At 54.9% G+C, this 19928-nt stretch carries 23 protein-coding genes; 10 read left to right on the forward strand and 13 right to left on the reverse strand.

Features of this window, described 5'->3' with window-relative positions; all coding sequences use genetic code 11:
- Positions 1 to 79: 79 nt before the first annotated feature.
- Both IM282_RS02900 and aspA read right to left on the reverse strand, forming a co-directional pair.
- Complete coding sequence (locus tag IM282_RS02900) at positions 80 to 1381, reverse strand: anaerobic C4-dicarboxylate transporter (RefSeq protein WP_008502949.1); 1302 nt, start codon at positions 1379 to 1381, stop codon at positions 80 to 82.
- 116 nt (positions 1382 to 1497) lie between these two features.
- Positions 1498 to 2934, reverse strand: a complete 1437-nt coding sequence (gene aspA, locus IM282_RS02905) for an aspartate ammonia-lyase (protein WP_003855923.1) — start codon at positions 2932 to 2934, stop codon at positions 1498 to 1500.
- Positions 2935 to 3269: 335 nt separating this feature from the next.
- Between aspA and IM282_RS02910 the strand changes: the two genes are divergently transcribed.
- The gene (locus tag IM282_RS02910; protein ID WP_003855925.1) at positions 3270 to 3734 is read left to right on the forward strand and encodes an FxsA family protein; all 465 of its coding nucleotides are present in this window, start codon (positions 3270 to 3272) and stop codon (positions 3732 to 3734) included.
- A gap of 23 nt (positions 3735 to 3757) precedes the next feature.
- Here the strand turns inward: IM282_RS02910 and yjeH are convergent, their stop codons facing one another.
- Positions 3758 to 5005: an L-methionine/branched-chain amino acid transporter gene (gene yjeH, locus IM282_RS02915; protein WP_192970106.1), complete on the reverse strand. Its 1248-nt coding sequence runs from the start codon at positions 5003 to 5005 to the stop codon at positions 3758 to 3760.
- A 178-nt stretch (positions 5006 to 5183) separates the two neighbouring features.
- Between yjeH and IM282_RS02920 the strand changes: the two genes are divergently transcribed.
- Together IM282_RS02920 and groL are read left to right on the forward strand one after the other, a co-directional pair.
- Entirely contained in the window at positions 5184 to 5477 is a 294-nt protein-coding gene (locus tag IM282_RS02920) for a co-chaperone GroES (protein ID WP_003855929.1), read from the forward strand.
- A gap of 39 nt (positions 5478 to 5516) precedes the next feature.
- Positions 5517 to 7163 carry a chaperonin GroEL gene (groL, locus tag IM282_RS02925; protein WP_006810416.1) on the forward strand — a complete coding sequence of 549 codons (1647 nt, stop codon included), beginning with the start codon at positions 5517 to 5519 and terminating at the stop codon, positions 7161 to 7163.
- Between the two features lie 141 nt (positions 7164 to 7304).
- Here groL and IM282_RS02930 read toward each other — a convergent pair whose 3' ends face one another.
- A complete protein-coding gene (locus tag IM282_RS02930) occupies positions 7305 to 7766 on the reverse strand; it encodes a YjiG family protein (RefSeq protein WP_022646800.1) in 462 nt (153 codons plus the stop codon).
- Positions 7763 to 8410: a nucleoside recognition domain-containing protein gene (locus tag IM282_RS02935; RefSeq protein ID WP_032625166.1), complete on the reverse strand. Its 648-nt coding sequence runs from the start codon at positions 8408 to 8410 to the stop codon at positions 7763 to 7765. The genes IM282_RS02930 and IM282_RS02935 overlap by 4 nt, the downstream gene beginning before the upstream one ends.
- 234 nt (positions 8411 to 8644) lie before the next feature.
- On the opposite strand from IM282_RS02935, the gene IM282_RS02940 reads away from it, so the two are divergent.
- Positions 8645 to 8998 (forward strand): DUF4156 domain-containing protein, encoded by a 354-nt coding sequence (locus tag IM282_RS02940; RefSeq protein WP_022646802.1) that lies wholly within the window; start codon positions 8645 to 8647, stop codon positions 8996 to 8998.
- A 65-nt stretch (positions 8999 to 9063) separates the two neighbouring features.
- Here the strand turns inward: IM282_RS02940 and epmB are convergent, their stop codons facing one another.
- Complete coding sequence (epmB, locus tag IM282_RS02945) at positions 9064 to 10092, reverse strand: EF-P beta-lysylation protein EpmB (protein WP_022646803.1); 1029 nt, start codon at positions 10090 to 10092, stop codon at positions 9064 to 9066.
- Between the two features lie 40 nt (positions 10093 to 10132).
- Between epmB and efp the strand changes: the two genes are divergently transcribed.
- From efp to ecnB, 3 genes are all read left to right on the forward strand, one after another.
- Positions 10133 to 10699: an elongation factor P gene (efp, locus tag IM282_RS02950; protein ID WP_003855940.1), complete on the forward strand. Its 567-nt coding sequence runs from the start codon at positions 10133 to 10135 to the stop codon at positions 10697 to 10699.
- 57 nt (positions 10700 to 10756) lie between these two features.
- Positions 10757 to 10888, forward strand: a complete 132-nt coding sequence (locus IM282_RS02955; protein WP_006810410.1) for an entericidin A/B family lipoprotein — start codon at positions 10757 to 10759, stop codon at positions 10886 to 10888.
- A gap of 108 nt (positions 10889 to 10996) precedes the next feature.
- Positions 10997 to 11143, forward strand: a complete 147-nt coding sequence (gene ecnB / locus IM282_RS02960; protein ID WP_006178941.1) for a lipoprotein toxin entericidin B — start codon at positions 10997 to 10999, stop codon at positions 11141 to 11143.
- Positions 11144 to 11180: 37 nt separating this feature from the next.
- Here ecnB and IM282_RS02965 read toward each other — a convergent pair whose 3' ends face one another.
- Entirely contained in the window at positions 11181 to 11780 is a 600-nt protein-coding gene (locus IM282_RS02965; RefSeq protein ID WP_023299123.1) for a LuxR C-terminal-related transcriptional regulator, read from the reverse strand.
- Positions 11781 to 12042: 262 nt separating this feature from the next.
- Between IM282_RS02965 and sugE the strand changes: the two genes are divergently transcribed.
- On the forward strand, positions 12043 to 12360 hold the full coding sequence (gene sugE, locus IM282_RS02970) for a quaternary ammonium compound efflux SMR transporter SugE (RefSeq protein ID WP_015572453.1): 318 nt from the start codon (positions 12043 to 12045) through the stop codon (positions 12358 to 12360).
- On the opposite strand, the gene IM282_RS02975 is transcribed toward sugE, so the two are convergent.
- Positions 12357 to 12887 carry a lipocalin family protein gene (locus IM282_RS02975; RefSeq protein ID WP_023299124.1) on the reverse strand — a complete coding sequence of 177 codons (531 nt, stop codon included), beginning with the start codon at positions 12885 to 12887 and terminating at the stop codon, positions 12357 to 12359. The genes sugE and IM282_RS02975 overlap by 4 nt on opposite strands.
- Positions 12888 to 13044: 157 nt before the next feature.
- Positions 13045 to 14190 (reverse strand): ACT family cephalosporin-hydrolyzing class C beta-lactamase, encoded by a 1146-nt coding sequence (gene blaACT, locus IM282_RS02980; RefSeq protein ID WP_192970107.1) that lies wholly within the window; start codon positions 14188 to 14190, stop codon positions 13045 to 13047.
- Positions 14191 to 14322: 132 nt separating this feature from the next.
- Here blaACT and ampR point away from each other — a divergent pair, with 132 nt between their 5' ends.
- On the forward strand, positions 14323 to 15198 hold the full coding sequence (gene ampR, locus IM282_RS02985; protein WP_022646808.1) for a LysR family transcriptional regulator AmpR: 876 nt from the start codon (positions 14323 to 14325) through the stop codon (positions 15196 to 15198).
- 29 nt (positions 15199 to 15227) lie between these two features.
- Here the strand turns inward: ampR and frdD are convergent, their stop codons facing one another.
- The 4 genes from frdD to frdA are packed head-to-tail and all read right to left on the reverse strand — an operon-like array spanning position 15228 to position 18521.
- A complete protein-coding gene (gene frdD, locus IM282_RS02990) occupies positions 15228 to 15587 on the reverse strand; it encodes a fumarate reductase subunit FrdD (protein WP_000609653.1) in 360 nt (119 codons plus the stop codon).
- A gap of 10 nt (positions 15588 to 15597) precedes the next feature.
- On the reverse strand, positions 15598 to 15993 hold the full coding sequence (frdC, locus tag IM282_RS02995; RefSeq protein WP_003855953.1) for a fumarate reductase subunit FrdC: 396 nt from the start codon (positions 15991 to 15993) through the stop codon (positions 15598 to 15600).
- Positions 15994 to 16003: 10 nt separating this feature from the next.
- Positions 16004 to 16738 carry a succinate dehydrogenase/fumarate reductase iron-sulfur subunit gene (locus IM282_RS03000; protein WP_022646809.1) on the reverse strand — a complete coding sequence of 245 codons (735 nt, stop codon included), beginning with the start codon at positions 16736 to 16738 and terminating at the stop codon, positions 16004 to 16006.
- Positions 16731 to 18521 carry a fumarate reductase (quinol) flavoprotein subunit gene (gene frdA, locus IM282_RS03005; protein ID WP_023305293.1) on the reverse strand — a complete coding sequence of 597 codons (1791 nt, stop codon included), beginning with the start codon at positions 18519 to 18521 and terminating at the stop codon, positions 16731 to 16733. Before frdA ends, IM282_RS03000 begins: the two co-directional genes overlap by 8 nt.
- Before the next feature lie 310 nt (positions 18522 to 18831).
- Here frdA and epmA point away from each other — a divergent pair, with 310 nt between their 5' ends.
- Positions 18832 to 19809: an elongation factor P--(R)-beta-lysine ligase gene (epmA, locus tag IM282_RS03010; protein ID WP_003855960.1), complete on the forward strand. Its 978-nt coding sequence runs from the start codon at positions 18832 to 18834 to the stop codon at positions 19807 to 19809.
- Positions 19810 to 19928: the final 119 nt, after the last annotated feature.

The raw sequence follows: 19928 nt of genomic DNA on the forward strand, positions 1-19928 counted from the left end.
ATCACGCCATGTGATTGGTCATTAATGAAACGGGCCGCAGCGCGGCCCGTTTTTAACTATTTTTACAACGGCTAACCGTTTACAGCACAATGCCGCCGATGATAAAGCCGAGGACCACGCAGAGCGTAATCGCCACCACGCCCGGGATGAGGAACGCGTGGTTAAACACGTATTTACCGATACGGGTCGAGCCGGTGTCATCCATCTCAACCGCGGCCAGCAGGGTTGGGTAGGTTGGCAGCACGAACAGGGCGGAAACCGCCGCGAAAGAGGCAATCGCCGTCAGCGGCGTCACGCCCAGCATCAGTGCCGCAGGCATTAGCGCTTTGGTGGTCGCAGCCTGGGAGTACAGCAGCGTTGCGGCAAAGAACAGCACCACCGCCAGTAGCCACGGATAGTTGTGCAGCAGGTCGCCTGCAACTGTCTGGATATCGCTGATGTGCGCTTTCACGAAGGTGTCACCGAGCCACGCCACACCCAGCACGCACACGCAGGCGCTCATACCGGATTTGAAGGTGCTGGCGTTCAGCACTTCGCTGGTGTCGATTTTACAGGTGATACTGATCAGCGTCGCGATGGTCAGCATAAATACCACAATCGCTTCGTTACGCGGCAGAACCGGGTTCTGGATCAGACCTACCGTATCGCTGATGGCGGTCGCGTAGAACATCACGGCGACGATACCAATCAGGAACAGCAGCACGGAGCGTTTTGCATGCGGCTTCAGCTCAAAGACCTGGCTACCGCGCAGGCTCACTTCACCTTTTGCCAGACGCTCCTGGTAAACCGGATCGTCTTTCAGCTCGGCGCCGAGGAAGTTACACAGCACGGCAGTGATCATTACCGCAATCAGCGTGACCGGAATACAGATCGCCAGCAGCGTCAGATAACTTACGCCCATCGGCTCGAGAATACCCGCGAAAAAGACCACCGCCGCGGAAATGGGCGAGGCGGTGATCGCAATCTGGGAGGCGACTACAGCAATAGAAAGAGGGCGAGACGGGCGAATACCCTGCTCTTTCGCCACCTCGGTGATGACCGGCAGCGTGGAGAAAGCGGTATGGCCAGTACCGGCGAGAATGGTCATAAACCAGGTCACCAGTGGGGCAAGGAAGGTGATGTATTTTGGATGACGACGCAGCATACGCTCCGCCAGGCTCACCAGGTAGTCCATACCGCCAGCGACCTGCATGGCCGCAATGGCAGCGATAACCGCCATGATGATTTCGATAACGTCAAAAGGGATTGCGCCGGGTTTAATCTGAAAGATCAGGGTAAGTACGAGCACGCCGAGACCGCCGGCAAAGCCGATGCCGATACCCCCGAGTCGTGCGCCCAAATAAATCGCCAACAGGACGATGACGAGTTCTGCTCCAAACATAAAGACCTGCCTTGCTTATTAACAAGTTGATATTGAATTGTTGTGTTTTGGTAACGGCCATAAAGAAAAAAGGCACGTCACAAGTGACGTGCCTTTCGGAAGCTTAGCCTGAACGGTTACTGTTCGCTTTCATCGGTATATCGTTTCGCTTTATATGCCGGGTGCATCAGGTTCTGGGCGGAGAAGATATCGTCCAGTTCGGCTTCGGTCAACAATCCTCGCTCGAGAACCACCTCACGCACGCTCTTACCGGTTTCGGCACAAATCTTCCCGACGATATCGCCGTTGTGGTGGCCGATGAACGGGTTGAGGTAGGTGACGATGCCGATGGAGTTATAGACGTAGCCTTCACACACTTCTTTATTCGCGGTGATGCCGTTAATGCATTTTTCCAGCAGGTTGTAGCAGGCGTTGGTCAGAATGTGGATAGATTCAAACATCGCCTGGCCAATCACCGGCTCCATTACGTTCAGCTGGAGTTGACCGGCTTCGGAGGCCATGGTGACGGTCGTATCGTTACCAATCACCTTGAAGCAAACCTGGTTCACCACTTCTGGCACCACCGGGTTCACTTTAGCTGGCATGATGGATGAACCCGCCTGCAACTCTGGCAGGTTGATTTCATTCAGGCCAGCGCGCGGACCGGAGGAGAGCAGGCGCAGGTCGTTACAGATTTTGGACAGTTTCACCGCCAGACGTTTCAATGCGCTGTGCACCATCACGTAGGCGCCGCAGTCTGAGGTGGCTTCAATCAGGTCTTCTGCAGGCACAACCGGCAGGTTGGACACTTCAGCCAGCTTCTGTACCGCCAGCTGCTGATAGCCATCCGGGGTGTTCAGGCGTGTACCGATGGCGGTAGCACCCAGGTTCACTTCCAGCAGCAGTTCGGACGTGCGCAGCAGGTTTTTGGTCTCTTCGTTCAACAGCACGTTAAACGCGTGGAACTCCTGGCCGAGGGTCATTGGCACTGCGTCCTGCAGCTGGGTACGACCCATTTTCAGAATGTCCTGGAACTCAACGGCTTTACGCTGGAAGCCATCACCCAGCTGATTAATCGCGTCGACCAGTTTGACGACAGAGGCATACACCGCGATGCGGAAGCCGGTTGGGTAGGCGTCGTTGGTGGACTGACATTTGTTAACGTGGTCGTTCGGGTTCAGGTACTGGTATTCACCTTTCTGATGACCCATCAGCTCCAGGCCGATGTTTGCCAGCACTTCGTTGGTGTTCATGTTGACGGAGGTGCCTGCGCCGCCCTGATAGACGTCAACCGGGAACTGATCCATGCATTTGCCGTTGTTCAGCACTTCATCGCACGCGGCGATAATCGCATTTGCAGCGCTTTTAGGAATGGTTTGCAGCTCTTTGTTTGCCAGAGCCGCGGCTTTTTTTACCATCACCATGCCACGCACAAATTCAGGGATGTCGCTGATTTTGCTGTTGCTGATGTAGAAGTTTTCAATCGCTCTCAGAGTGTGAACACCATAGTAGGCATCCGCTGGAACTTCCCTGGTACCCAACAAATCTTCTTCGATACGAATGTTGTTTAACATGTGAACCTTCTTTTCAAGCTGCCGATGGATTGTACTAAACACACAGTAGATATGTGGTTTTGAATATTTTATGACCGACGATTATTCCCTCAATCGGCCAGATGTTCGAGATCATATGCTGATGATAGCGAATTGCCGTAAGCTGGATCACTTATTATCGACCCGATTTCATGATAATTATTAATCTGTGAAATATGTCACCGCTTTAATATTTCCAGAAAAAATATCCGTGCAAACCGATTGAATTTTGGCTAACCGTCACCATTTCTTATCTACGCGCTTCGCGAACACATTCAGTCAGGGGCCAGAAGGCACCTGCCACACAGGAGATGCCAGTGCGCTGGATACCATTTATTGCTTTCTTTCTTTATGTTTACATTGAGATTTCCATTTTCATCCAGGTTGCCCATGTGCTGGGCGTCCTGCTGACGCTGATTCTGGTGATCTTCACCTCCGTCATCGGCATGTCGCTGGTGCGCAATCAGGGTTTCAAAAATTTCCTGTTAATGCAGCAGAAGATGGCCGCAGGTGAAAGCCCGGCCGCCGAGATGATCAAAAGCGTGTCGCTGATTATTGCTGGCCTGCTGCTGATCCTGCCGGGCTTCTTTACAGACTTCCTCGGCCTGCTGTTGCTGTTGCCGCCGGTGCAGAAGCATCTGACCATGAAGCTGCTGCCGCATCTGCGTTTCAGCCGTATGCCAGGCGGTGGTTTCAGCACCGGCCCGGGCGATACCTTTGAAGGGGAATATCAGCGTAAGGATGAGCAGCGCGACCGGTTAGATCATAAAGACGATCGGTAAGTTTCTTGCCCGGTGGCGCTCGCTCACCGGGCCTGCGGATTTTGCCGCTTCGGTAAAAACACCCACAGCCCCGCCAGCATGACGATGGCGTACACACTCTTCCATCCCACCATCGCCAGCAGCAGCAGGCACAGGACACACCCGATAGCCGCCAGCGCCTTAAAGCGTCCTTTCAGTAGCCGACAGCCCGCCAGCATGCACAACAGATAGATCATGATGAAAATACCGTTGGCGTAGATAATCAGCGCGTCAAGGTTGATGTCGAGGAGATAAATGGCCAGGGAACTCACCACGCAGCAGCCCAGTACGGTATTCAGCGCATTCACCGGAAGCTGACGCTTTGACAGGCGTGAGAGGGGGCTATCCGGTTTATAAAGTGCCTGAGACCACACCAGCCGGGCGAAGCTCTGAATATAGATGTTGAGGCTGGCAAAGCAGGCGAGATAGCCAATCATGCAGGCTACCCACAGGGCTTTAACGCCAAACAGCTGCACCACGATGCCCGGCAGCGACGCGGCGGCGGCTTTCTCTTCACCGAACGCGTTGAAGTGCAGCACCAGTACGGTACAGGCCCAGTACACGGTGCCCGCCAGCAGCAGGCCAATCATCAGGGCGCGGGGAAAATCACGCTCGGGCTGTTTAAACTCGGATGCCAGATGAGCGAACGCCTCCAGACCGACGAAACACCAGAACATGACGGATAGTGCAGCGAAAAGCTGTGTGTGGTCGATGTCATTAATCGCGGGGAAAGGAATATCCGCCACCGTAATGTCACCCGCAAACCAGATGGCGACGATCAGCGCGACGATTAACACGGCGACCAGCGTTTGCAGGTTGGCGCTGGAACTGGCCCCGCGTGAGCCAACCCACCAGATAATCGCCAGCGTACCGAGTTCAGCCAGCAGCAGCTGTTCATCGTGCCAGCCAAACAGCGCCTGTCCGAAGCCGGTTGCGATATGCAGGGCTGCCGGAAGGCCAACGGGTATCACCGACAAAAATAGCCAGCCGGTGACGCGTTCCATTCGCGGCCCAAACGCCATGCCGACAAAATGCGCTACGCCGCCTGCGCTCGGGAAGAGCCGCCCGAGTATGGCAAAGACAATCGCCACAGGAAACACCAGCACGATCAGCACCGGCCATGCCCAAAGACTGTTATTGCCGGCAACCAACGCCGCCAGCGCGGGAACCGCAAAAACGCCCGTGCCTAACAAAGACGTTGAGAGTAAGCCAATGCCCTGCGCCAGCCCCAACTCCTGCCTGAGTCCACTCATTTACCTCGTCCCGCCACCATCAAAAGAGAGTGGATGGTAACACTTTCGCAAATTTTTTTTCGATTACCCCTTGAAGGGGTAAAAAGCTATCCCCATCTCTCAGGGCACTAGCCGGAAAACCGCATGCGGACCGGCGTCATCCATAACTGATAATGACTTTCTCAAAGGAGAGCTATCAATGAGTATTCGTCCGTTACATGATCGTGTGATCGTCAAACGTAAAGAAGTTGAAACCAAGTCTGCTGGCGGCATCGTTCTGACCGGTTCAGCAGCAGCAAAATCAACGCGTGGCGAAATCATCGCTGTCGGTAAGGGCCGCATCCTGGAAAACGGAACTGTGCAGCCACTGGACGTTAAAGTTGGTGACATCGTCATTTTCAACGATGGCTACGGCGTGAAATCCGAGAAGATCGACAATGAAGAAGTGTTGATCATGTCCGAGAGCGACATTCTGGCAATTGTTGAAGCGTAATTAACGCACGAAACTGTACGAATTTGAGGAAATAAGAACATGGCAGCTAAAGACGTAAAATTCGGTAACGACGCTCGTGTAAAAATGCTCCGCGGCGTAAACGTACTGGCAGACGCAGTGAAAGTCACTCTGGGCCCGAAAGGCCGTAACGTCGTGCTGGACAAATCCTTCGGCGCGCCAACCATCACCAAAGATGGTGTTTCTGTTGCACGTGAAATCGAGCTGGAAGACAAGTTCGAAAACATGGGCGCACAGATGGTGAAAGAAGTTGCCTCTAAAGCGAACGACGCTGCTGGTGACGGTACCACCACCGCGACCGTACTGGCGCAGGCGATCATCACCGAAGGCCTGAAAGCCGTTGCTGCGGGCATGAACCCAATGGATCTGAAACGTGGTATCGACAAAGCTGTCGCCTCTGCTGTTGAAGAGCTGAAAGCGCTGTCCGTACCGTGCTCTGACTCTAAAGCCATTGCTCAGGTTGGTACTATCTCCGCTAACTCCGACGAAACCGTAGGTAAACTGATCGCTGAAGCGATGGATAAAGTCGGTAAAGAAGGCGTGATCACCGTTGAAGACGGTACTGGTCTGGAAGACGAACTGGATGTGGTTGAAGGTATGCAGTTCGACCGCGGTTACCTGTCCCCATACTTCATCAACAAGCCAGAAACTGGCGCTGTTGAGCTGGAAAGCCCGTTCATCCTGCTGGCTGACAAGAAAATCTCCAACATCCGCGAAATGCTGCCAGTGCTGGAAGCCGTTGCGAAAGCAGGCAAGCCGCTGGTAATCATTGCTGAAGACGTTGAAGGCGAAGCGCTGGCGACTCTGGTGGTTAACACCATGCGTGGCATCGTGAAAGTGGCAGCGGTTAAAGCACCTGGCTTCGGCGATCGTCGTAAGGCGATGCTGCAGGATATCGCTACCCTGACCGGCGGTACCGTGATCTCCGAAGAGATTGGTATGGAGCTGGAAAAAGCGACCCTGGAAGACCTGGGCCAGGCGAAACGCGTTGTGATCAACAAAGACACTACCACCATCATCGACGGTGTGGGTGAAGAAGCCGCTATTCAGGGCCGTGTTGGTCAGATCCGTAAGCAGATCGAAGAAGCAACTTCCGATTACGACCGTGAAAAACTGCAGGAGCGCGTAGCGAAACTGGCAGGCGGCGTTGCGGTAATCAAAGTTGGTGCTGCGACCGAAGTTGAAATGAAAGAGAAGAAAGCACGCGTTGACGATGCCCTGCATGCGACCCGTGCTGCGGTAGAAGAAGGCGTAGTTGCTGGTGGTGGTGTCGCGCTGGTGCGTGTAGCCGCTAAACTGGCTGGCCTGACCGCTCAGAACGAAGACCAGAACGTAGGTATCAAAGTTGCGCTTCGCGCAATGGAAGCCCCTCTGCGTCAGATCGTGTCCAACGCCGGTGAAGAGCCATCAGTAGTTGCGAACAACGTGAAAGCGGGCGAAGGTAACTACGGTTACAACGCAGCAACTGAAGAATACGGCAACATGATCGACTTCGGTATCCTGGACCCAACTAAAGTTACCCGTTCTGCTCTGCAGTACGCGGCATCTGTAGCTGGCCTGATGATCACGACCGAATGCATGGTAACCGACATGCCTAAAGGCGACGCGCCTGACTTAGGTGCTGCTGGTGGTATGGGCGGCATGGGTGGCATGGGCGGCATGATGTAATCATGTTGTTCTGAACCTCTCAGAATGAACCCCGGGCAGCGATGCCCGGGGTTTTTTATTGCCCGTCGAGCCGTTACTCGAACAAGATGTGCATGGCGGAAGAGATGCGGTTCCAGCACTGAAAAATCCATTTTTATCTCCTCAGAAGAGTAGCTGCATCACCCACATCGAGAGCAAGGCGTTGATAACGCAGACAGCGATGATGTGCGGGTAATATTTCGGGTTCACGCCCGCGGTGCCGAGGCAGCGGCCCGTGTTTTGCACCGGATTGCCCATCAGGTAGATGGCGGGCAGCAGGATGGTGGCATCATGGCCGCTGAGCGTGCCGGCGACGACCAGGCTGGCGCAAACCCCCACGCCGCCGCCCATGCTCATCACCGAGGCCAGAAGTACCGTTGCCGCCGCACCCGGAAGCCCCCACAGGGCCATGATGGGCTCGCATACCCTGCCGACAATATCCAGCAGGCCGGTCACCTTAAGCGCCTGAATGATGACAAACGCCATGACCACGTTCGGCAGCAGGCTGGTGGTGGCGATGGTAAAGCCGCGGCGGGCGCCATCGATAAACAAGTCCATGATATTTTTACGCGTCTGGGCGATCATTTTTCCTCCTGAACGCGACGAACTTCCATGTGGGCGATCCACAGCCGCAGGAAGTTGGCGCCAACAAATTTAAATACCAGAATGACCGCCAGCGGCGCGATCACCGGGACGGTAATAAAGGTAAAAAGTGCGGCACCGGAAGAAAAATAGTTGGTAATAATGGCGCTACCGCTGGTCTGGAAGGTGGCGAAAATGGCGCGTTCATGGTCAGTAATCGCCCCTTCGTCGGTCAACTCTTTGGTCATCCCTGCGGCTGCATCGGTATTTTGCAGGTTGGCGATAAGCGCCAGAGAGCAGATGCCCGGCACGCCGAGCAGCGGGCGCAGAATGGGCGTCATGAGCTGTTGTGCGGCGCGCAGCCCGCCCAGCCCCTCGGTAACGGCAATGATCCCGAGCGATAAAATGACCGAGGGCGCCAGTTCAAGGGCAAACAAAAAACCGTCTTTCGCTCCTGTGCCACCCTCGCCGCGAAACGTTAGGGCGCCGTTCACCGGTCCAAAGCTGCCGTTCAGGACGGTAAAATCCAGCATGCGCCACCATTCAGTACTTTTGGCGAAAAAACCTGAGAAAAATACGATGGTGAGCACGAACGCCAGATAGCCCACCCAGGTTACTTTTTCCTCTCCTGAGGATGATGCACTCATGAAACCCCCTTTTTTTTAGTCCCGTACAAAAGTTGTACGTCGCATCACTAAAAACGATCGGGGGCTAAAACACGATATCCCAAAGGTTATTATCAGAATTCATTTAAGATGTCGGAGGAGTGCCAGCGGAATCTGGCTCGCAGAAATGCTCAGCATTTTTCTTTTGGTCATCTTTTTAGTATAAGGTTTACACGCGGACAACTACTGTCCAGCTTATTGAAAACGAGGAATAACATGCGCATAAAAGTCTGTGCAGGGATTGTAGGTGCAGCATTGCTGCTGGCGGGTTGTAGCACCAGCAATGAGCTGACGGCAGCGGGCCAGAGCGTTCGCTTTGTGGAAGATAAGCCGGGCAGCGAATGCCAGCTGTTAGGCACCGCCTCTGGCGAGCAAAGCAACTGGATGTCAGGGCAGCACGGCGAGGAGGGCGGCTCTATGCGCGGTGCGGCCAATGCCCTGCGTAATCAGGCTGCGGCAATGGGCGGCAACGTGATTTACGGGGTGAGCAGCCCGACGCAGGGTATGCTGTCCAGCTTTGTGCCAACCGCCAGCCAGATGAACGGCCAGGTCTATAAGTGCCCGAACTGATATAACATTTTGATGGCGCTGCCGCTTTACCTGTAGGCAGGTAAGCGTAGCGCCACCTGCTTTTTTTACTGCTGCCGCAGCTGCAAATCCAGCGGCGTCTTACTCGGCTCTCCGCCAATCTCACGTGCCAGCTTCGGCACCATATAACCTGAAACCAGCGTTAACAGCTCGCGCATAATCTTCCGGGCCTCTTCATCCGTCACCATGAAGTGCGCCGCGCCCTGGACGCGATCCAGAACATGCAGGTAATAGGGCATTACGCCCGCATCAAATAAGGCATTGCTGAGATCGGCCAACACGTGGGCGCTGTCGTTCACGCCGCGCAGTAATACGCTCTGGTTGAGCAGCGTCACGCCTGCCATTCGCATACGCGTCATCGCCGCACGAAAGTCCGCGTCAATTTCATTTGCATGGTTGATATGATTTACCAGCAGCACCTGTAAACGGGACTGCTCCAGGCGCGTGACCAAGGCGTCGGTGATACGCGCCGGGATGACGATCGGTAAACGGCTGTGAATGCGCAGACGCTTAATGTGCGGGATGGTCTCAAGTTGAGTCAGCAGCCAGTCCAGCTCATGATCTTTTGCCATCAGCGGGTCGCCGCCGGAAAAGATGATTTCATCCAGTTCCGGATGCGCTGCGATGTAGTCCAGCGCCACCTGCCAGTTGCGCTTATTACCCTGATTTTCGGCGTACGGGAAGTGGCGACGGAAGCAATAGCGGCAATTTACCGCGCACCCGCCCTTAACCAGCAGCAGGGCACGATTGCGGTATTTATGCAGTAAACCCGGTACAACACTGTTCTGCTCTTCCAGCGGATCGGTGCTGTATCCGGGGGCGGTAATAAACTCATCCTGAGAGGTCAGCGTTTGTTTTAATAATGGATCATCAGGGTTACCCTTTTCCATTCGGGCAACAAACGCGCGGGGAACGCGCAGGGCGAAAAGGCGCTTCGCCTCACGGCCTGCACGCAACGCTTCGTGCTGTTCGAGGTCTAAAAGACGCAGCAATTCATCAGGACTGGTGATTACATCGGCAAGTTGCGATAACCAATCTTCTCTGGACGGGGTGTTTAGGGTTACAATATGCGCCATTTTGTGGCTTAGCTACCAGTTAACAAATTTAGAGGGCCTTATGGCAACGTACTATAGCAACGATTTTCGTGCTGGTCTTAAAATCATGATGGACGGCGAACCGTACGCGGTTGAAGCCAGCGAATTCGTTAAACCAGGTAAAGGCCAGGCATTTGCGCGCGTTAAGCTGCGCCGCCTGCTGACCGGTACCCGTGTTGAGAAAACCTTCAAATCTACTGACTCCGCTGAAGGCGCTGATGTTGTCGATATGAACCTGACTTACCTGTACAACGACGGTGAGTTCTGGCACTTCATGAACAACGAAACCTTCGAGCAGCTGTCTGCGGACGCGAAAGCGATTGGCGACAACGCCAAGTGGCTGCTGGATCAGGCTGAGTGCATCGTGACCCTGTGGAACGGTCAGCCTATCGCGGTTACGCCGCCGAACTTCGTTGAGCTGGAAATCGTTGAAACCGATCCAGGTCTGAAAGGTGATACCGCAGGTACTGGCGGCAAGCCTGCCACCCTGTCTACCGGCGCTGTGGTGAAAGTGCCACTGTTCGTACAGATCGGTGAAGTGATCAAAGTGGATACCCGCTCCGGCGAATACGTATCCCGCGTGAAGTAATTTACGTCATGATTAAAGGCGCAGCGCCCGCTGCGCCTGATTTTGCAGGCAGGGAAGATGAAACGTACCGTTAAAATTCTGCTTCTGTTAGCGCTCTCCAGCGCAATTCTCTCCGGCTGCAACACCGCGCGTGGCGTGGGTGAAGATATCCAGGATCTCGGCCATATCATTTCCCATGCGGCCAGCTAATTCCGTCTAATTTTCCTAAAAATTCTTCCTTTTCCGTCAAACGGCAAGATTTTGTCTATTCTTAAGTTGCTATACACAAAATAACTTTGGCTATAAAAGGAAGATATTATGGTTAAGAAAACAATTGCAGCGATCTTTTCTGTTCTGGTGCTTTCTTCGGTACTGACTGCATGTAACACCACCCGTGGCGTAGGGGAAGATATCTCCGACGGTGGTAGCGCGATTTCTGGCGCAGCAACTAAAGCTCAGAACTAATGTAAGCGACGGTACGGCAAGTTATTACACCGTACCGTCAATTCTCCACTTCCTGTAGCGATAAAAACGGCGAGTAGCGCGTATCCATATGCAGCTTCATGCGGATATTGCGTTTGTACGTGTATACCGTTTTTCCGTTAATGCGAAGATTGCTGGCAATTTTCTGGTTGCTCGCACCATCCATCCACAAGGTCAGAACTCTTTCTTCCTGACGCGTCAGCAACGGTGCCGCCATTTTCGGTAGCTCCGCGCTCGCGCATGACGTTAGCGCGTCGTTTATCACCGCCGCCAGTGCTTCCAGATCGGTATTTTTGGAGAGCGAAGACCATATCGGGAACTGCGCCAGATAATCAGTCATCTCCTGCTCCTGCCCTGATTGCAGCATAATAAAAGGCAGTGTTTCGCTGGCAATTAGCAGGGAGGAAAGCTGCTGAAAATGGTGTAAATCCTGCCGGAAGCCAGATAAATCAGCGATGACCAGCGCAGGTTTCCATTGCAGGATATGCTCTCTGGCGAGGAAAAGATTATTTACCCCGGTTACGACGAAATGACCCGAAAACAGGTCTGAATGATTGACCCAGGCTTCAAATCCCGCGCGGGTGAAGTGACAACGGTCAATCAAAAGAATTTTGAACATAAAATTTTCGCAGTCGGCTAGTGGTTTGGCTTCCTGCCATCAGAAAGCCTATCATCATAGAGAAGTCGGATGAGTCATAAATGCCTGAACTACGTGCCTTACTGAGGCTATTTCTTGCTTTAAGGTGTTCAGCAGAAAAAGTTTGAAAAAAAATTCCACGCTAACCAAAATATAAGGCGCAACTTCTGCCTTGCGGGACGACCCGTAAGCGCTTCACTCATCGGGGACGGCCCCAACTTGTCTTTAAGTTAAGGAGCCTGAAATGTCCTGGATCGTTCTTGTTATTGCTGGTTTGCTCGAAGTGGTATGGGCAATTGGTCTGAAATACACACACGGTTTTACCCGCCTGACGCCCAGCGTCATCACTATCGCCGCAATGATTGTCAGTATCGTCATGCTGTCATGGGCGATGCGAACCTTACCCGTCGGCACAGCTTACGCTGTCTGGACGGGAATTGGCGCAGTAGGGGCTGCCATTACCGGCATTCTGCTGCTGGGGGAGTCTGCGAGTCTGGCGCGCATCGCCAGCCTCGCGTTGATTGTCGCGGGTATCATCGGGTTAAAACTCAGTACGCACTAATGCGGCTGTTTTACCCAGATTAACTTCGTCACATCAAACCCTTGCCGGGTCGCTATGTCCAGCATCTGCTGTTTCATTTCCGCCGAGATCGTTGGCGTGCGTGAGAGGAGCCACAGATAGTTGCGATCCGGCCCACAGACCAGCGCGTGGCGGTACTCTCTGTCCAGCGCAATGACGTTATACCCGCCGTAGTATGGGCCGATGAAAGAGGCTTTCATGGCCGCGCGGTTAGATGCGCCGGTGAAATAGGCCTGACCAACTGACTGCTGCCACATCTGGCGATCCGGGTTATAGCCGCGGTTAATGACCCGGATCCCGCCGTTATCCATCGCGCTGTAGCTGATCGTGACTTTTTCTAAGCCCCGTTCGAACTGATGGTCCAGTCGGGCGATTTCATACCAGGTGCCGAGGAAGCGCTGTGCGTCGAAATTACTGACTACCGTGACGCCAGGCGGAGGAGTAGGAGAACTGCAAGCAACCACTAAAAACGCGGCTGTTACTGCGGCAATAACAGGCAGAATGCGCATAGGAGTTTCCTTACTGTTTTTTGTTAAGTGTAGATGACAGCAGGGAAAATGCGGGAGATTGTGCAGGGTGTTTTGCCGGGTGGCGGCTTCGCCTTACCCGGCCTACAAAGTTCATGCGTTGTGTAGACCGGGTAAGCGCAGCGCCACCCGCAATGTTTTACTGTAGCGCGTCGAGGATATGGTATGCCGCCTCAACGCGTGCCGGGTTCGGATAGCTTTTATTCGCGAGCATCACAATACCGATCTGCTTTTCAGGAATAAAGGCCACGTAGCTGCCAAACCCGCCAGTAGAGCCCGTTTTATGGACCCAGGACGCTTTGACCGGGGGAGCCGGTGGATTCACTTCTGCCACGGGCAGCGGTGCCAGCGCCACCTTACTGTCGCTGCCCTCGATCACCGTGTTGGCCTCCACGGGCCAGTTGAGCATCTCCCAGCCCAGACCCTGATACATTGACCCGATACGCCAGTAGCGCGACTGCGCCAGCGAGATGCCCTGCTTAAGTGAGGCATCAGCAACGTTCTCCGGCGCCATATTTGCCATGACCCAGTTCGCCATATCCTGCACGTTGGTTTTCACGCCATAGGCTTGTGCATCCAGCATTCCCGGCGAAACGCGCACCGCTTTACCGTCACGATAGCCCCAGGCGTAATGCGCCTCTTCCGCTTTCGGAACGTTAATCCAGGTATGGTCCAGCTTGAGCGGCTTAAGGACCCGCGTCGTCATGGCCTGCTCATAGCCCATGCCGGAAGGTTTGACCGCCAGCGCGCCAAAAAGACCGATACTGGCGTTGGCGTAAAGACGCGTTGTGCCAGGCTTCCACTGCGGCTGCCAGTTTTGATAAAAGCGCAGCAGGGCGGCATTATCCGTGACCTCATCCGGTACCTGTAGCGGCAGGCCGCCAGCGGTGTAGGTTGCGAGATCCAGCATACGAATCCCCTGCCACTGCTTGCCCGTCAGCTGTGGCCAGTATCTGGTCACCGGATCGTCCAGCGAAATTTCACCGCGAGCAATGGCATCCCCTCCTAAAACCCCGGTGAAGGTTTTACTTATAGAACCCAGCTCGAACAGAGTCTGAGGCGTAACGGGTTTGCTGGCCGCGATATCGGCTTTGCCAAACGTATAATAGTGCGGTTTACCCTGATAAATAACGGCCACCGCCATGCCTGGAATCGACTGGGCTTTCATCAGCGGGGTAATCGTATTCGCGACCACCTCCGCCAGCTGTTTTTCTGACACTGGCGCGGCGAGAGCAGTGCAAGAGATGCCGAGCAGCAGGGCGCAGCAAAGAGATTTTTTCATCATCAGTAATCTTCCGTAATAGCGAGTCAAGGGGATGTCCGGGCCCGTCAGACAGGCGTAGTCTGTTGGATTTGACTGTGCCTGACAAACGGTTAAATTTAGCATTAGCTGTTAATTTTTCTAACGAAAGAGACCATGACGCGAAGCTATCTCCCCCTCAATTCGCTTCGAGCCTTTGAAGCCGCCGCGAGACATCTCAGCTTTACGCATGCGGCCATTGAGCTGAACGTGACCCATTCAGCCATTAGCCAGCATGTGAAAACGCTGGAGCAGCACCTGAACTGTCAGCTGTTCGTTCGCGTGTCGCGCGGGCTGATGTTGACTACCGAGGGAGAAAACTTACTGCCGGTACTGAATGATTCGTTCGATCGTATAGCCGGAATGCTGGATCGCTTCGCTAACCATCGTGCGCAGGAGAAGCTGAAAATCGGCGTGGTGGGTACGTTTGCCATCGGGGTTTTATTCTCACAGCTGGACGATTTTCGCCGTGGCTATCCGCACATCGATCTTCAGCTTTCCACCCATAACAACCGCGTTGATCCGGCTGCCGAAGGGCTTGACTATACGATCCGCTACGGTGGCGGGGCGTGGCATGGCACCGAGGCTGAATTTCTTTGTCATGCGCCGCTCGCGCCGCTGTGTACGCCCGATATCGCCACCAGTCTGCACTGTCCGGCCGACATCCTCAGGTTTACGCTGCTGCGCTCCTACCGACGCGACGAGTGGACCGCGTGGATGCAGGCGGCCGGCGAGCACTCCCCTTCGCCAACGCACCGTGTGATGGTATTTGATTCGTCCGTGACCATGCTGGAGGCCGCTCAGGCAGGGGTAGGTATTGCCATTGCGCCTGTCGATATGTTTACCCATCTGTTAGCCAGCGAGCGCATTGTGCAGCCCTTTGCAACGCAGATTGAACTCGGCAGTTACTGGCTGACCCGATTGCAGTCCCGGGCAGAAACGCCTGCCATGCGCGAATTTTCCCGGTGGCTGGTGGAGAAGATGAAAAAGTAAAAAGCCCGCCGGATGGCGGGCCTGTTCAGTCAGATGGTGACCACGGCAATCAACGTGACGACCGTCAGAATGGTCGCCAGACCGTAGAAGACCCATTTACCGCTTGGCACATGGATTTTCAGATCGTGCATCGCATGGTGGATACGGTGCAGACCACACCACAGCGGCAGGACGATCATCAGGAAGATGAACACGCGGCCAATAAAGCTGCTCGCAAAGGCCAGTACGCGCTCATAGCTCAGCGCATCGCCCGGGAACAGCCCCAGCGGCAGCATGATCCCGACCAGCAGGATAATGACCGGGGCAATAATGGCGCTCCACATGCCGCCTGCGCCAAACAGCCCCCAGAAGACCGGCTCATCTGAACGTTTTGGATTTGGATTGATCATAGTAGTCTCCTTACCAGAACAGTGCGACAAACAGAATGACCACAGAGACAACGGCCGTCACTGCCCAGAGCCCTTTAATAACCGGCTCTGGCCCCATTTTTTCGCCTTTTACAATGATGTTCGCTGCTTTTGGCGCCAGTTCAAACCAGGTTTTGGTATGCAGTAGCGCGGCTGCGAGCACAATCAGATTCAGAACTACGATGATTGGGTTTTGCAGGAAACCCACAAAACTGGCCCAGGCTTCCGGGCCGTGCTTGAGGGCATACACCCCGTACATCAGTTCGAGGCTGAACCAGACCGCGGGAACAGCCGTGCCTTCACGCAGCATATAGAAGCGATAAAACGGCAGTTTTTTCCACCAGGTGGACGGCATTGGTCGCACGTAGGCTTTGCGTTTAGTCGTCATCATGCACTCCTTAGCGTGGTTTCAGGGTAGCGATAAGAAAGTCTTTCGAACTTTCCACTTTTCCCTGCTGAATAGCGGCGGCCGGGTCGACATGCTTCGGACAGACTTCGGAGCAGTAACCGACAAACGTGCAGGTCCAGACCCCATTCTGGCCGTTAAGCTGTGCCATACGTTCTTTTTTGCCGTGGTCGCGGCTGTCCTCGTTATAGCGGTGCGCCAGAGTAATGGCGGCCGGGCCGATAAACTCAGGGTTCAGGCCAAACTGTGGACAGGCGGCGTAGCACAGGCCGCAGTTGATGCAGCCGGAAAACTGATGGTATTTCGCCATCTGCGCGGGCGTCTGGGTGTTTGGCCCCTGATCCGGCGTGCGCGGGTTGCCGATGATGTACGGCTTAATCGCTTCGAGGCTTTCGATAAAGTGGGTCATGTCGACCACCAGATCGCGCTCAATCGGGAAGTTGCCCAGCGCTTCAACCTTGATGCCCTTGGTGTAATCACGCAGGAAAGTTTTACACGCCAGCTTCGGCACTTTGTTGACCATCATGCCGCAGGAGCCGCAGATTGCCATGCGGCAGGACCAGCGGTAGCTCAGGTCCGGGGCCAGGTTATCTTTGATATAGCCGAGCGCATCCAGCAGGGAGGTTTGCTCGTCGTAAGGGACTTCATAGAAAGCGCTGTGCGGCGCGGCGTCCACTTCCGGGTTGTAGCGCACCACTTCAACTTTCAGTTTTTGCATCTCAGCCATTCGCCTTCTCCTTCTTATCGGCGGCTTCTGCTTCTGCACCGTACACGCGTTTCGCCGGTGGCAGCGTAGTGATTTTCACGTCGCTGTAGTCCAGACGGGTGGTACCATCCGCATCGCGCCAGGCGAGAGTATGTTTAAGGAAATTGACGTCGTCACGTTCGGTGCAGCCCTCATCCAGGCGCTGGTGTGCGCCGCGGGACTCTTTACGCGCCAGGGCGGAATGGGCCATACACTCTGCGACGTTCAGGCCGTGGCCCAGTTCAATGGTATAGAGCAGGTCGGTATTGAAGACGCTGGAGGTGTCGGTGATGCGCACGCGCTTGAAGCGTTCCTGGAGTTCTGCCAGCTTGTCGACGGTTTTCTGCATCAGCTCTGGCGTACGGTAGATCCCGCAGCCTTCTTCCATCGACAGCCCCATTTCGTCGCGGATCTTCGACCAGTTTTCGTTACCTTCCTGGTTCACCAGGCCTTTCAGGCGTTTTTCGATGTCTGCAACCTGCGCATCCAGCGCCGCGCTGTTAGCTTCACCTGCCGTTGCGGCACGCTCCATCGCGCGTTCGCCCGCCATGCGACCAAAGACTACCAGCTCAGCCAGCGAGTTCGAGCCCAGACGGTTTGCGCCGTGCAGACCGACGGAGGAACACTCACCCACCGCAAACAGCCCTTTGATGCGGGTTTCGCACTGCTGGTCGGTTTCGATACCGCCCATGGTGTAGTGCGCGGTTGGACGCACCGGGATCGGCTCTTTCACCGGGTCGACGCCCACATAGGCTTTCGCCAGCTCGCAGATAAACGGCAGACGCTCCAGCAGTTTCTTCTCGCCGAGATGACGCAGGTCGAGATGCACCACGTCGCCGCGCGGCGTTGAGATGGTGTTGCCTTTGCGCCACTCATGCCAGAAAGCCTGAGAGACTTTGTCGCGTGGGCCGAGTTCCATGTATTTGTTTTTCGGCTCGCCAAGCGGGGTTTCCGGACCCATGCCGTAATCCTGCAAATAGCGATAGCCGTTTTTGTTGACCAGAATACCGCCTTCGCCGCGGCAGCCTTCCGTCATCAGAATACCGGAGCCCGGCAGGCCGGTTGGGTGATACTGGACGAACTCCATATCACGCAGCGGGACGCCGTGGCTGAGCGCCATGCCCATACCGTCACCGGTGACGATGCCGCCGTTGGTGTTGTAGCGGTATACGCGGCCCGCACCGCCCGTTGCCATCACCACCGCCTTAGCGCGGATCTGGACGAGCGTGCCTTCCATCATGTTCATTGCTACCAGTCCGTGCGCATGACCGTCGTCGACCAGAATGTCGAGAACGAAATGTTCGTCAAAGCGCTGGATTTGTGGGAACTGGAGGGAGGTCTGGAACAGGGTGTGCAGCATGTGGAAGCCGGTCTTATCGGCGGCAAACCAGGTGCGTTCGATCTTCATGCCACCAAAGCGGCGGACGTTGACGCTCCCGTCCGGACGGCGGCTCCAAGGACATCCCCACTGTTCCAGCTGGGTCATTTCCGTTGGGCAATGGTGCACGAAGTAATCAACGACATCCTGTTCGCAAAGCCAGTCGCCCCCTGCAACCGTGTCGTGGAAATGGTATTCGAAGCTGTCATGATCCTGCGCGACGGCGGCGGATCCTCCTTCTGCGGCTACCGTGTGGCTGCGCATCGGATAGACTTTTGAAATCAATGCGATTTTGGCGTTCGGATTGGCTTGTGCCGCAGCAATTGCAGCGCGTAATCCAGCCCCGCCAGCGCCTATTACGGCAAGATCGGCTTGAAAAGTTTGCACGACATTCCTCCAGATTTTGGTTTTCCCGCAACGTGATGAGCTAAAGGACGTTCACCTGCCCGAACGGACGATTGCGGAAGCGATTCCACTGCTCCTTTATGGGTAAAACAGTATAACCGCGTAGAAGTGAGGGAAATTTGACGTGTTCGATTTTTTTGCTGTTCTGTGCGGTGATTTATCATCGTGATTAATGAATGGCGTCACAGTATTTCTCTGTGCAATGAAAAGGGGCTTTTACTGTGCAAAATTTGTCTCTGCCCCGGCTTGCGAGTAGACTTCGTGCCCTTGTCTGAAAACGGAGAAATAACTCATGAGCGAAACGGCCACCTGGCAGCCGAGCGCATCCATTCCAAACCTGCTAAAGCGCGCAGCAATTATGGCGGAGATCCGCCGCTTCTTTGCGGATCGCGGCGTCCTGGAAGTGGAAACGCCGTGCATGAGTCAGGCGACGGTCACGGATATTCATCTGGTCCCGTTTGAAACCCGTTTTGTTGGCCCAGGCCACTCTCAGGGCATGAATCTGTATCTGATGACCAGCCCGGAATACCATATGAAGCGTCTGCTGGCGGCCGGGTGTGGTCCGGTCTATCAGCTGTGCCGTAGCTTCCGTAATGAAGAGATGGGCCGACACCATAATCCGGAATTCACTATGCTGGAGTGGTACCGCCCGCACTACGACATGTATCGTCTGATGAACGAAGTCGACGATCTGCTCCAACAGGTGCTGGATTGCGCGGAAGCTGAAACGCTCTCCTATCAGCAGGCCTTCCAGCGTCATCTGGAAATTGATCCGCTGTCGGCTGATAAAACACAGCTGCGTGAAGTGGCGGCAAAACTGGATCTGAGCAACGTGGCGGATAACGAAGAGGATCGCGACACGCTGCTGCAACTGCTGTTCACCTTTGGTGTTGAACCGCAGATTGGCAAAGATCGTCCGACGTTTGTCTATCACTTCCCGGCCAGCCAGGCTTCACTGGCGCAGATCAGCACCGAAGATCACCGCGTGGCGGAGCGCTTTGAGGTGTACTTTAAAGGCATCGAGCTGGCGAACGGTTTCCATGAGCTGACCGACGCGCGCGAACAGCAACAGCGTTTCGAGCAGGATAACCGCAAGCGCAACGCGCGCGGTCTGCCGCAGCAGCCGATTGACACCAACCTGCTGGAAGCGCTTAAAGCCGGTCTGCCGGACTGCTCCGGCGTGGCGCTGGGTGTGGATCGCCTGGTCATGCTGGCGCTGGGCGCAGAACAACTGGGCGATGTGATTGCCTTTACGGTCGATCGCGCATAAAGGATTGCCGGGTGGCGCTGTCGCTTACCCGGCCTACTTGGTCATTTAACTCTGCCACATTAAAAACTACTATCTTCTCTATGCACGGGTCTTTTTCTTAATTTGACTCGGATAGCCAC

It is taken from the genome of Enterobacter cloacae complex sp. P29RS, assembly GCF_014893445.1.
In the GTDB taxonomy this organism is placed as follows: Bacteria; Pseudomonadota; Gammaproteobacteria; order Enterobacterales; family Enterobacteriaceae; genus Enterobacter; species Enterobacter intestinihominis.